This window comes from Gardnerella bivia, from assembly GCF_049262715.1.
GTDB lineage: Bacteria > Actinomycetota > Actinomycetes > Actinomycetales > Bifidobacteriaceae > Bifidobacterium > Bifidobacterium vaginale_A.
The window spans coordinates 1,052,478-1,067,261 of sequence record NZ_CP058399.1 but is presented as its reverse complement, the minus strand read 5'-3'; the positions used below and the strand labels follow the sequence as shown (position 1 = coordinate 1,067,261).

The window sequence follows — 14,784 nt, the reverse complement described above, 5'->3', positions numbered from 1 at the left end:
TCTATTATTGCATCACTATACCGAAAAAATTTTAGCACTTTTATAAAAAATACGTTAATCAATGGTATGTCAAATTAAAAAATAAAACACTTAAAATCAAATTTAAAAGCATACGACTTTTAGAATATCTACTATTAAATAAAAACAAGAGTGGAAGACTGCTATAAGAGCAAATCTTCCACCCCTAGTAATCGCAAACTGATATTACGAAATATCAATTATTCAGTTATATCAGTTGTATTGCTTATGTTTAGTTTGCGCGAAGCTTACGCAGAGCACACGCAACAGCAAACGCTAACAAGCTAACAACAAGAACGCTCAAAACATTCACGCCAGTGTTAGTGAGGTTGCGTTTGGCTCTCTTAGACTCACTATTATTCTTAACTTGTTTCTTAACAGTGTTCTTAACAGTGATATTAGCCCAAGCGATCTGTTTACCAGTTTCATCAACCAACACAACAGTATGCTTACCCGAATAATCAGATGGGAACAAAGCGTTAAACTCAGGCTTGCCATCAACCATTCGAACAGTCACATACTTAGAACCATCAGTACTCTTAAGCAAACGAGGATTAGAGTAAATATACGCGTAAGCGTAAATCACTCCATCACTCTTAAGTTTTTCAATAAACTCGTTATCTGAAACATTCAATATAACTTTGTTTGCAACACCTGCAGTAGCAACATTATTGTTACCAACAGTAAGAGTATTCTTCAACTCAGGAGAAAGCTTCTTAACAGACTTAGGAGCTGGAGCTGCAGGAGCAGAAGGCGCAGGAGCTGGAGGCACTACTGGCGCTGGTGGTTGAGGTGCTGGCGCAGGAACAACCGGAGCAGGTGGCTGAGGAGCCGGACCAGGCTCAGGCGTTACAGGACCAGGCTGAGGAGATGGAGTTACAGGCTCACTCTTCTTTTCAGCATTAAGCAACACAGCAGTCGAAAGAGCAGCAACCTTGTATGTTCCGTCAGCAGAAACACTAGCCTCTTGAGCAGTTTCATTGACTTTGCCATCAGCAACAAGAGCAGAATACTTTCCTGCTGGAATCTTTACTTGAGTTTCAGCATTATTAGCATTGAAAACTACAACATATTGCTTATCTGCATCGTTAAGCGTGTAAGCAATTACACCATCAGGAGTGCCATCAATCATCTTCATGTTCTTGTTAATTGTTGCATAATCAAAATCACGAAGAGATTTAATGCTCTTGCGTAGCTTCAACAATCCCTTGAAATAGTTCACGGAATCAGACTTGTCAGCAGCACGATTCCAATCAAGAGCATTGTCTTTATCGCCAGCATTGTAACTATTAGCGTTACTGTTCTTAGTTCGCAAGAATTCTTGACCAAGCTGAATAAATGGCATGCCGCGCGAAAGCAAAATCATTGAATTTGCAAGCTTTACTCGCTTCAATCGTACGTCTTCAGTGTCTTGAGGCGCAGAAACCTTTAGCTTATCGTACAACGACAAGTTATCGTGAGCTTCAACATACTGAACAATTTGACCTGCATCAGCAAAGTGCGTTTCAGCATTACCATTCCAGCACTTAACAGTACTCGTGCCAAATTGGCAACCAAGCAAATTATGCTCAAGCAAAGCCTTAACACCTTTATCTGTATTGCCATTTACAAAACCAGTACTCTCATCCTTAAACACAGAACCCTTCATAGAATCACGGAATGAATCGTTAAAGAACGCTACTCCTGGAATCTTATAAGCATTAGGTTGAATAGTAGACTCGCTCTTAGGAAGCAGTTTATTCATATCCCAGCCTTCGCCGAGCACAATAATTGAAGGATCAATCTTATTAAGCTCAGCACGCACTTCTTGCATAGTCTTCAAGTCAATTAAGCCCATCAAATCAAATCGGAAGCCGTCAAGGTTGTAATTCGTAGCCCAATACTTTACAGAATCCAAAATATACTTGCGCATCATTTGACGCTCAGACGCAGTATCGTTACCGCATCCAGAATTACCATTCAGAGCGCCATCCTTATAGCGGAAGTAGTATCCAGGAACTGTCTTGTTAAACGAATGCTTTTGCACATCATAAACATGGTTGTAAACCACGTCCATAATCACACGCAAGCCAGCTTTATGAAGACCAGCAATCATTTGCTTAGCTTCCTTAACTCGCGCTGTTGGATTAGCAGGATCAGTAGAATAAGATCCTTCAGGAACATTGTAGTTCTCTGGATCATAACCCCAATTTTGAGCGCCTGGCTTTCCATAGCTCAAGTCACCAGTTTCATTCACAGAACCAAAATCATACATTGGCATGATTTGCACGTGAGTGACACCAAGCGACTTCAAATAATCAAAGCCAGAAACATTCTGCTTATCTTTAGTCTTAGTACCTTCTTCTATTACGCCAAGATACTTACCACGATGAGCATCGCTAATACCAGAGTTTGGATTGATTGAGAAGTCACGAACATCCATTTCTGCAATTGTTGCGTCACTTGGATTCGTAAAGCTTGGCATACGATTTCCAGCGTTACCTGCGTCTTTATCTGCTAATACAACAGAACGCTCACCGTTTACTACTGCAGCTTTCGCATAAGGATCAGCAGAAACATTCACTGTGCCATCAGCAAAATGAACTTCATATGCGTAAGCTGTATTAGCTTTGTCGCCATCAAGCTTTGCAGACCATACGCCATGATCTTCTGCTGTCATAGGTGTTTCTTTGTCTTTTTCAGCATTTTCTTGAGTCGACTTATAAGTAATCAACTTTACTTCAGTTGCTGTTGGAGCCCAAAGCTTGAAAGTAGTTGAAGAAGCAGAATACACAGCACCTAAATCATTGCCAGTATAAGCATATTTCTTATCGAATTCATCGGTACGAATTACGCTAGCACCAGTTTTTGAGGAAGCAGAAAGCTTAATATCTTTAGCTAATCCCTTAATACTCAACTCATACTTATGCTTAATATTAAGGTCATTCTTGGTTTCGATAGTAATCTCTGAACCATTAGCTTTAACAGAAGCAATCTCAACAGTCGTGGCAGGATTTTCACTAGCATCCAAAAGTGTTACGTCAGAGTCTTTTACAGAAGACACGTCACCAGATACTTTTACAGATAACTTCTTTAAGCCAGCAATATCAGCAGACATCACGTGAGCTGTAAGTTGTGGCATAGTAGCGTTTAAGTATACTGTCATGTCATCTTGCATTAACCAGACTTCAGCACTACCCTTGTTTGGATCACTTGGATCTAGCTTAATTGCATTGTTTGGAATAAGTCGGTCACTAGGATCTTGTTTATCCCAAGCGTTAATTGGCGTAGATTTTCTAACTTTGAAGCCAACACTGTCAATACCGCCAGCATTCTTAGCAGTAAAGGTTGCAACTTTGCCATAATCATCATGCGAAGTGAAGTAACGAGCAGTACCACTGGTTCCGTCGTTCCAAGTCCACATGTTCCAACCTTCATAATCGCCAGCATTCCTGCGATAATGAACTGTTACCTTTAACTCTTTTGGCTTATTCTTAAGATTGTCTGGAGCAGTGAACTTAGTGCTATCGCTAGTATCTTTTTCATTAGGATTTGTCCAAGTTCCGCCTGTTACCCAAGCTTCAGCAAGACCACTTGCACAGTTTTCAATAGCACGATCGCCACCGTCTTTATTCCAATCTTTTGTAGTAGTAATAAAGGAAAGCGACTTGTTTTCAAAAGCTCCATCAACTGTAGTTTCAAAAACTTTGCCGAATTTATCACTGCCATTGAACTCATGCCAAGCTCCAGGTAAATCTTTACCATCCTTGTCTTTGCCCCACAACCAAATGACAATATCACGACTATCACCAGCTTTTGGCTTGTAGTGGATTCGAACAGTAGTTTTTGGCTTATATGCTACTGGGCAAGGATTTACTCCAACACTACCCTTGTGATCTTGAGCTACATACGAATCAGTGTGAGCTGGAATCTTAAAGTTATTATTATCTCCTTCGTGATACCAGTAGTTTTCACCATTATTAAACACTGCTTCATAAGCTTTGCCATTGGTTGTAATTGTCTTCTTATACCAACCATCGCAAGCCTTTTGCATCTCTTCGCCAGGAGCTGTAGTCCAGCTTGAGCCTATGCCGTAATGAACATATACTTTCTTATCTTTAAACTTTTCATCTGGCTTAAAGTAAATAGTTGTTGTAGGATCTTCTGGCATGCCTGCATCAGGCTTTTCTACACCATATTGAGGATCAGATGCGTCTGCAGCAGAGCCTTTTGGATGATTAGATTTTGTTGCATTAACATGTAAAGCTACTGCTTCGCGAGCGCCAATCTTGGTTTTAACTTCACCATTTGCAACTTTAACAGTCTTAGAGCAGTCACCTGCAGCGTACACATTGCAATACTCACCATCAGGCAAATCAGTCTTATAAGAAACTTCTTTTTCGTCAAGCGAATTGTTGATCGCTAAGAAGCCCTTCTTTTCGCGGCTAAAAGCAATGTTGTTATCGCCATCATCCTGCCAATTCGTAACTTTCGCACCTTGAACAGCGTTGTAGAATCCAACCATTCCACGAATCGAAGTCCAACGCTGAGTGCACTGCCAATTGGAATCCTTACCACAAGTTACATCTGGAACAGAAATATCAGTTGCACCAGGCGCACCTTCATCATTCTTATCGAACTTGTATCCGGAATACACGTTTGGAGTGCCGTATGGCCACGCGAGCATGAACGCGTTTGCTAAAGCGTAACGGCGACCGTCCTTATATGTAAGCACGCTGTTACCGCGCTCTGTATCCCAATTCGTAACGAAAATAGCAGCTTTATCGCTTTCAACCATTCCGTCTTGAATTTTGTTCAACGGCTTGCTTGCCTTCATCAGCGAGCCTTTAAAGTTTTGCTTAAGCTGGTAAGAGTAGCCAAATTCGTTGACTTCGCCTTCGCCTAAATGTGCAGCAGGCTTAATTTGTTCAGCTTCAGAAGGATTGCCAATAGTTTCCTGCATCCACCAGATGTCATTAATCTTTTTGCTGTCGTCAACACTTTCGTTGTATTGCTTTATAGCTTCAGCTTTAATGCCCCTCATATCTTCTGGAGAAATATGCTTAACAGCATCCACACGGAAACCAGCAACACCGAGTTTCAACAAATCTGCAAAATACTTACCTAAAACTTTGCGCACGTGCGCCTTAGAAGTATCCAAATCAAGCAAGCCTGAAAGCCTGTGAGTCCAAACTTCTTCAGCATTCGTATAATCTTTAATCTCTTCAGTGCTCTGATGGAAATCGTCCTTAGTGTATCCAGCATCCGGGAAAGACTGATTAGGCGCATCATACTTACTTCCACCAACACCAACAGTATCTTTATTATCAAAACCAGTCATATGGTTAATAACAGCATCAGCAATAATTCCAACATTCGCTGCTTTGCAAGTAGTAATCATATGCTTAAACTCAGCTTCAGTGCCAAGCTTAGAATTTAAGCTATAGCTCACAGGCTGATAAGAAGTCCACCAAGCTTTACCTTTAATATGATCCTGAGAAGGCGAAATTTGCACATACTTCACACCTTCAGGACCGTAAGTATTAGTGCACTCACTAGCAATACTATTCCAATTCTGCTGAAAAGCAGTAACAATAACACCCTTGCCAGTAAGTGTTACATTATTAGAAGTTTCTTTGCTACCGGAAGCAACCCCCTCCCCGGCAGTATTTTCAGCATTCGCATTACCAGTAACAGCAAAACATGTTACAAGCATTGCAACTGAAGCTGCTATTGAAACCATCTTCGATGCGAAATCCCGATGACGATTCATCATTATCCTTTCCTTCATTGGTGCCAACGCATATTCTCCATCGTTTACATTGACATTGATGAACACGTAAACATTTACATGCACAATGCCTACTAACAACGTTTTTAAAGAACCGCCACGTTACAATAAAAACGCATTAATAGAAAACGTACCCATCAAACTATAGAGTATATCAGTCCATATAACAAAAAATCTAACAACTATTATTGTTCGATAATCTATAGTTTGTTGACAAGGTATGCTTTGCTATTAGTTAGGCAGAGATTTAAGATTTTTCGCCCTGAATGAGATGAACCTCAGCATCTTTGATGGTGATTCATCGAATGAAGAAGAAAAATCGAAAAATCTCGGTGATTAGCCGAAGATTAAAAGACTAAACATGCAAAGAGCTGTCGGAGTTTCTCTTAGAGCAATGTAAAAATCTTGCGATGAGAGAAACTCCGACAGCTCAGCAACAATAAATAGGACAGCTCAGCAACAATAAATAGGACAGCTCAGCCACAACAAATAGGAAAATCCTGTAAAACAAACCTACAAGATTATTTCTAATTAGATGTAGAAGACGCAGAAGAATTCTTAAGTTTTATGTTACGAGATGCAATATGCCTGTTAATCAAGAAAGCAAACACTAAAGCAATAACAGCAAAAACCCAAATAATCATAGTTCTTCTAGAAGAATTACCAAAGCTTTTCACAGCTTTAACATGAATAGCAACAGCAGAATTAGCTGGAATCGTAGTATCAATTTTCCCATCGCTAACATTAACAGTATGAGCGCACTTGTTTGAAACATAAACGTTGCAATACTCGCCGTCAGGCAAATCAGTCTTGTAAGAAACTTTATGAGGATTATCAGTATTGTTTATAGCTAAAAATCCTTTATTCTCACGACTAAAAGCAATATTATTATCATCGTCATCTTGCCATTTAGTCACCTTCGTGCCTTTAACAGCATTATAGAATCCAATCATTCCGCGAATTGAAGTCCAACGCTGAGTACACTGCCAATTGGAATCCTTGCCACAAGTCACATTCGGAACGGATGTAACAGTAGCACCAGGAGCACCCTCGTCACGTTTCGCAAACTTATATCCAGAATAAATATTAGGAGTTCCATAAGGATAAGCGAGCATAAAAGCATTAGCTAACTCATATTTTTCATCATCCTTATAAGTAAGAACGCGAGTTGAGCTATCACGCTCAGTATCCCAATTCGTAACGAAAATAGCAGCTTTATCGCTAGGAATAAGATTGTCTGTAATATGTTTCAAATTTTCAATAGAACCATAAAAATAATTACGCAAACGATGTGAATACTCAAATTCGTCAACTTCACCAGTTGCAAGATATTGATCCGGCTGAACTTTTTTAGAGCCATTAATATCGCCAATAGTTTCTTGCATCCACCAAATTTTATCTGGAGTAGTATGAGCTGCTAAAGCAGCAGCTTGTTTGATTCCTTTTACATCCTCCGGAGACATATGTTTAACAGCGTCCACACGGAAACCAGCAACACCAAGATTCAAAAGCTTAGCAAAATACTTACCTAAAACTTCACGCACGTGCGCCTTAGAAGTGTCCAAGTCGAGCAATCCAACAAGCCTATAATTCCACACTTGTTCAGGATCATTATAGTTGCTAATGCTTTCAGCTATTTGATGGAAATCGTCCTTAGTGTATCCAGCGTCTGTAAAAGTTTGAGTAGACGCATCATACTTACTTCCACCAACACCAACAGTATCTTTATTATCAAAACCAGTCATATGGTTAATAACAGCATCAGCAATAATTCCAACGCCCTTAGCTTTGCAAGTAGTAATCATATTCTTAAACTCAGCTTCAGTGCCAAGCTTAGAATTTAAGCTATAGCTCACAGGCTGATAAGAAGTCCACCAAGCTTCACCTTTAATATGATCTTGAGGAGGAGAAACCTGAACATACTTCACACCTTCAGGACCATAAGTTTGTTCACATTCCTTAGCAACACTATTCCAATTCTGCTGAAAAGCAGTAACAATAACACCCTTAGAAAAGGCAAGACTTTTATTATCTGCAGATGAAGCAAACGCTGAATTAAAAGGGATGATTGATAATGCTAATAATGCTAACGATAATATAAAAGCAATTATCGCATACGATTTTATATTCGTCTTGTTTTTGCGCACATTGCACATCTTTACGCAAAACTTTGCATTATGGATCATCTTTGTTCCTTTCAAACATTGCAACACAAGCGTTCACGCTAAACGTTATTTATTATATTCTTTATTAACGCAAAACTTAATAATCCGTTTTCATGTGTTTCATCTGCTACATCTAATTAGCAATAATCTCGTAGGTTTACAGAATTTTCCTATTGATTGTTGCTGACTGTGTTAGTGAGGTGTGGAAAATGCTTAACGAACAATAAAAAGCGAAACGGTGCTTGAAGAAGTTACACCTAATCCAAACTCTTTATAAAACTAAAGTAAGCTAAAATCTAGCTTTTACTACTACAAGCAATAACATTTGATAATGCGTAAAAAGTTGAAGCTCCTGTGAGGTAAGTATTTTCCACAACTCACCAGTACAGTAATAAAACCTTGCTGAAAACTAGTTGAGAATTAAATGCTTAGCGCGTTGCAAGCGATCGCGTTTATGTTTTTGAACCATAGCAATAATCATAGTAGTGAGAATAATTGCACAACTAATTACAGCTATTAAAAACATCGTCATCCAAAACGGCCATTGCAAAGAGTCTTTTGGCAACTCTACAGGATTCGGCAATATACGATACCCAGTTACTAAAAGCCGCTGAGTATTAACTCCATACGGAGTACAAGTAAGAAGTGTTGCTAAGTCACGCCCATGTTCGCGTTGAAGCAATCTAATATCATGTGGGTCAACGATGCTAATACGGAACACTTTGTACTGTAATGTTTCTCCTTGCACGTCAAAGTAGAAGAAGTCGCCTTTTTTAATATCAACTAAAGCATCAAACATTGTTGCATCCGGCAAACCCGTATGCGCTGTCACAACCGTGTGACGATTCTTACCGCCAACAGGCAAATCCGTGCCATACAAGTGACCTGCACCTTTAGCTAAAACATCTTGCGAACTTCCGTGGTAAATCGGCAATTTCACGCCAATTTTAGGGATTTTAACAATGCCCATAATTCCCATCGGCTCAGCCAATTGCTTTATATAATCTTTATATTCAGGAGTTTGCATATAATCTGTAGTTCCGTTATAAGGATCAACAGTGATAATAGACTTGTGTCGCTTGTTATAACTACGAGCTGCTTGTAAAATTTTCTTTCTAGCTCTCTCAGTCTTCTTTCGACTTAAACGATCATAAGCGACGGAAATCTCCTTCGACACTTTGTTGTTCCACAATGTTGATGCAACTGGGTAAGTGAAACATAGTATTGCAGCGAGAGCGAGAATAATTGGCTCTAGAATTCTACGCAAATGTGATTTTTTGCGCTTGCGCGAAACAATTTTGTTGAAGGGAGCACATAATTTTTTAACAGCATTGTTTAATTTCATGCTTCCTCGTTTTCTTAATGTTTATGTAAGTAATTTATTGTGCGTTGCGCGAGTTTGGGATTTTCTCTTGATAGAGCAAGTGAGTCTAGGATTTATCTAAAAACCCTAGACTCACACTTTGTTATTTGACTACAAAGCCAGTTTTAGAAAACAAATCAAGCTGTCTTCTGTTCTTCTTCCTTACGGTTTTTAATGTAAAGAATCACACTAGCAGCAATCAAACCAATGCCAGCTAACGCGAAAATCAACACACCAGCAGCACCAGTTGCAGGAAGGTTGAACCAGAAGTAGGTCTTACCGTCTTTGCTGCCCTTAGAGCTAAGTTTGAGGTCTTCAAACTCTTCTGGCGTAGCAGAATCTTTCTGAACAGTCACTTCGTGTACTTCAGGAGAAAGCGCGTAACCTTGAGGAGCTTCAACTTCAACAAGATAAACAGTGTCTTTCGCGCGAACCTTGTATGGAGTTGTGAAGTTACCTTTAGCGTCTGTTGCAGCAGTAGTCTTTAGGTCATCAGTAGCACCAGCTTGTGGATCTTTAGGAGCATCAGCAAGAGTTGATGCAGCTTCACACTCTGGGATTTCACTTGCTTTCTTGGTAAGATCCGCAAGTCCTTGAGCGCAAGCCTTCGCCTTATCTTTATCAGCGAAAATCCTGAACTTAGCACCTGCAAGATCAGTCTTAGTGCTGCCATTCATGTAGTACTTGTGAACTTGAAGGAAGCCAAAGTCAATAGTCGCGTTAGATTTTTCACCGTTAGGAATGATTGGAGAAGGTGCCTTCTCACTCTTTTCATGAGCTGGGAAGAAACCAGACTTGTTTACAATCTCATCCTGCGATTTATCATTATCAGCAACAGAACCATTAGTCACTTTAGTGTTCTTATAAGTATCGCTAAGCTCAAACTCAAGATTTACTTCAACATTAACAGTGTCACCGTTATTCTTGCAAGCGTTTATAGCGTCAGCAATCTTTTCAAGACCTGCCTTCTCGAACTTAACTAAAATACGAGTGTGACCAGCAACAAGACCTCTCTGATTTTCATTAGCATCATCATTCTTGTAGTCATCTTGAGTACTGTTCGCAATAGGATCTTCTACATTGTAATAGGTAGTAGTGTCGTTATTCTTAACCTCTTCGCCGTTAATCTTCACGCTCTTTACAACAGCTTTATCGATAGTCTTGAAAGCAGAAGTTGGAGCATCATCGAAGACTTTATAACCTTGAAGATCTTCAGCAGTCAAAGCCTTTTCAGACTTAAATTTGTTCACTTTCGCAGTAATTGTGAAAGGCACTTTATCCTTAACGCTTGCGAACTTAGCCTTATCGTAAACCTTCTCAATAGAGTCTGAAGTACTCATATTCTTCGGGTAAACAGTAGGGTTATAGTTATACTTCACACTCGTCTTAGCATTATCACCCTCGCCTGTTGTAGTGTACTCTGGCAAAGGAAGAGTCATATAGAAGGATTTCGTATCAGAAACCATGTAGCCGTCAGGAACTTTAGTTTCCTCAACCTTGTACAAGCCAAGATCCTTATTTTCGAACTTTACTTGACCGTCCTCGCCAGTTTCTGCACTTTCAAATACATTCTGACCGTCACCAGATTTTGTAGTTCCAAGCGTAATTTCATCGCCATTTTCTTTAATAGTGTGATCATTTAGCTTAGAAACAAGTTTCGCAATCTTCTGCCAAGACTCAAATTTGCTAAGATCTAAAGTAACGTTTTCGTTTCCTTCCTTAACAGAAGTGACTTTAGTCAACGTGAACTTAGCGCCTTTAAGTGGCTTAAAACCAGTTGGGCATTCTGTCTGAGAAGTATCTTTATCATCAGCTTTCTTCTTCTCACACTTAAGAATGGTTATAGTACCAGTTTTAGGAGCACCCTCAACCCACGGATCCTTAGGTTTAGCACCGCCTTGATGAACAGGCGGACGAGCAGCCCACGCAACTCCGGACACGGTTACAGCGCCAGCAATGCACAGCGTGCCAGCCATCGCAAGCGAAACTAGTGTCGCTGCGAATTTTCTTGATAATCTGTTCATATTATCTCCTTTTCTCACGCTTCTAATAGAAGTTGAGTTAAGTTGTTTTGTTTTTGTGTTTGTTACTATGTGTTCGTTCGAGTACCGATTTTGCACTTGTTTACGTACTTACTCGGCACTTTCTATGTTTGTTTTCTGTTTGTTTTGACTACCCTGGATATATTGGATTAGTTAATCTAGTTATGTTTTTATTTTCGCTACGCGTAGTACACGGATACACGAGCAAAACTTGATTATGTAGGCAGCTTTCACATCAGCATCGCCGCCTTCCATTTAGCATTGAATGGTAACGCTTAATTGAATCGGAAACAACATAAATAGCAATCAAAGTTGTAACTAGAGCGCAAAGCACGCTCAAAAACATGTTCCAACCGCGCGCTCCAGCATTAGGAAGACTAAACTTAACAACTTGAATTTTAAGCATGTACTTCTGCCAATCAGTGCCCTGCTTAAAATCAGCAAACTTAGCTTTATTGCTGCCTTCTAACAAAGAGTCACCATTTGTTATGGCGCTATTATTCTTAAAGCTAGTTTCGTAAGTTTTCCAAGCATCAGAGTCAAGCACATTCTGTTTTAACGCGTAAACAACGCACTTATAGTCGCCAACTTCTTCAGGCTTTATGCTCGCTTCTATATTAGTTCGCGCAGCAACAGTCTTGCTATCAACTGACGTGCATTGTGTATTGCCTTTAGAGTCAGTAACGCAAGGCTTTTGATCACTAGGCAAAGTAACACCAAGACCAGTAATGCTAGTTTTCCAAGTCTTGTATTCAAGTAAATCCCGTTGCTGTTCAGATTGAGAAGATTGTGATCCAGAAGGCGAGTCTGTCGAGCCACCGCCAGTATTAGCGCCACTTGAGCCAGCACTGCTATTACCGTCAGTTGAGCCAGCGCTTCCGGTACCGGTACCAGTACCAGTAGAATTATTCTTCTTCTCGCCTTTCGAGCACAGCATGCGCAAAGTGATCTTCGAGTTATTTGATTGCGAAACTGCATCAATAAACGGCTTAATCTCAGCGCCTTGTATAAGAGAAAAACTGTCACTTCCATCAGCCAAAGCATCAGGCAAACTTCCATCGGCATTTTTAAACGGATACACTTTCAGCGAAAGATCCTTACCGCCAAATTGGATTGTTATCTTCTGATAACTAAAGTCAATGCCTAGCTTAATATCCTCTTTATTTAACCACTTATCTTCAACAATGTTTCCCTTAAGCATAGACTCTAAGCCTGTAGAAGTTTTTGTTCTATTATCAAACTCTTTTACTAATGTAGAATCTGGCTGGAATTTACCCCCTCCACCATTCGGGTCGTGGAGTAATTTAGCATCCTTAAAAGCAAACACTGTGCACTCAAAAGTTCCGTCACCGCTCGGCTTGCCACTAATCCAGCTTTGAGATTCCTCAGTATAAGGATCACTCTCATACACAGCAGAATCCTTTGCACCATCAGGTCGAGTACCTTCCATATGCTTGAACTGAGTCTGCGTACCTAGACTCAAACCATTAACACTGTCTAACGTATAATCAGTACTGCCACTCTTATAGCAAATCATATGGTGATGAATAACACCAGGCTTATCTTTCGACTGCGAATCAATAAAAAGCTTATTAATAGAATCGTAAGTATCTTTCTTATCAGTACCGCCAGTAGTACTTCCGGCAACACCTTTAGACTTTGGTTTTATAGTAATTTTATTGCCACTTACCGCAGTACCATCCTGCTCTTTTCCAAAATCGTATAAGCTAAGCTTTAAATCATTCTCACCAATAGTCTTAGTAACTTTCATGCTAAATGATTTTTCAGATTTAGAGTTATCAGGATAATAAGCGATTACTTTAAGGCTATAATCACCTGCATAAAATTTGTTCGGCTTGAATAATATAGAAAGATTATTATTATTATTTACATTCTCAATAGATTTAGCACTGTAATCACCATCACTGCCATTGAAGAAAGCAAAATCGTATGCGTTATTCTTGCCATCACCTACACTCTGAGATAATTCAATCCGCGTACCTTTAGGTAATGATACAGGAGGGTCTTTCTTCTTATGACCATGAACTTTTATTTCTGCTTGAGCAATAACAGACTCACCTGATTTAACTGTTACATCTTTATATTTAATGGTGTAGCACGTTGCGAAAGTATCATACCTTTTACCTTTGCACGTTGCAGGAAGCTCAGGTGTTTCACCAGCACTTCTATCCATATTGCTAGTAGAATCCGTAGAATCAGAGCCTACAGAATTTTTATGAGAAACAGAATCAGTTGAATTAGTTTTATTAACAGATGAACCTACAAGATTCTGCTTTTCAACGGACTTCGATTCCTTATTATTTAATAAATCTTTAGAAGAATCAGTGCTGCTTTTAGTATGGTCAATATTATTAGACTCATTTTTCTGCTCAAACGTCTTCTTATCACTATCAGTCTTAAAAGAACTAGTATCAGAAGAGCTAACCTTAGAAGATCCATCCTTAGCAGAGCCAGCATTTGCATCAACAGCTCTCTCACTGCCAGTTTCTTTACTACTACTCTGATTCGCACTTAAAGCAGAAGTTGGAGCAATCACAAAAGCAGCAAGCAAAGTCACACACGCAACAAATAATGAAAGTAACGCTCTTATAACATGCGAACTAGAAGCGCTTTTAGGCGCATTTTTGAATGATTTTACGAACTCGTTTTTGGCAATAACTTGAAATGCTTTTTGAGATACGCTTTGCAATTCGCTTCTGGATGATTTTACAGATGTGTTTTTAGGCGCATTTGAGCGCAAAGCGGCGCAAGAAGACCTTTTAAACTCTCTTGCAACGCCAGAGTTATAGTGGCGGGCGACGAAATCGCGAATCACACACGCACACTTTAAGAAACCATACTTCAGAGCAGTCATAACTACTCTCCTTATGTTGTTATAAACGCTGTTCTTAAATACTCAAAATTCAATGCAACTTTTAAAAACTGCACTAAATCTTGCTGCACGGTAACCAGATATTCGCATTTACGAGTAGAACTATACCCCCCCCATGGTTAATTTCAAGCAAAAATAGAAAATTAGTAATATTTTTTTAAATCACCAGATTATGAGAAAATCATCGCGAAATAATTTTAAAAAAACTTAAAAGCTTAATATTTTAAACTCTTGATACTTTAGCGAGAACAACACTCACAAACTTAATAACACTATATGACACAAAACAGAACGACTTGAAGCACAATATATAGTAGTAATAAGAAAAATCAGCAACAAATAAAGGAAAATCAATAAAAATAAAAATATCTTAACAAATACAGTGCCCCCGGTGAGACTCGAACTCACACTGTACAGATTTTGAGGCTGTTTCCTCTACCAATTGGGATACAGGGGCATTTTTAATTATTCGCAACTTCGTGCGACTTGTTGACTATACCACACTTTTTTTCATATTCAAAGGTTTACAAATT

Annotated in this window: 5 protein-coding genes and 1 tRNA gene; all 6 read right to left on the bottom strand. The window is 39.4% G+C overall.

Features of this window, described 5'->3' with window-relative positions:
* Positions 1-250: 250 nt before the first annotated feature.
* The 6 genes from pulA to HXT27_RS04200 all read right to left on the bottom strand — a co-directional run bounded on the left by pulA (position 251) and on the right by HXT27_RS04200 (position 14,708).
* Positions 251-5,740, bottom strand: coding sequence for a type I pullulanase (gene pulA, locus HXT27_RS04225; RefSeq protein WP_103043266.1), 5,490 nt, complete (start codon positions 5,738-5,740; stop codon positions 251-253).
* 575 nt (positions 5,741-6,315) lie between these two features.
* Positions 6,316-7,974 (bottom strand): alpha-amylase, encoded by a 1,659-nt coding sequence (locus tag HXT27_RS04220; protein WP_103042943.1) that lies wholly within the window; start codon positions 7,972-7,974, stop codon positions 6,316-6,318.
* 388 nt (positions 7,975-8,362) lie between these two features.
* On the bottom strand, positions 8,363-9,298 hold the full coding sequence (locus tag HXT27_RS04215; RefSeq protein ID WP_103042942.1) for a class C sortase: 936 nt from the start codon (positions 9,296-9,298) through the stop codon (positions 8,363-8,365).
* A gap of 155 nt (positions 9,299-9,453) precedes the next feature.
* Positions 9,454-11,340: a SpaH/EbpB family LPXTG-anchored major pilin gene (locus HXT27_RS04210; protein WP_103042941.1), complete on the bottom strand. Its 1,887-nt coding sequence runs from the start codon at positions 11,338-11,340 to the stop codon at positions 9,454-9,456.
* Between the two features lie 253 nt (positions 11,341-11,593).
* Complete coding sequence (locus tag HXT27_RS04205; protein WP_103042940.1) at positions 11,594-14,233, bottom strand: hypothetical protein; 2,640 nt, start codon at positions 14,231-14,233, stop codon at positions 11,594-11,596.
* A 401-nt stretch (positions 14,234-14,634) separates the two neighbouring features.
* A tRNA-Leu gene (locus tag HXT27_RS04200) sits at positions 14,635-14,708 on the bottom strand.
* Between the last annotated feature and the right edge of the window lie 76 nt (positions 14,709-14,784).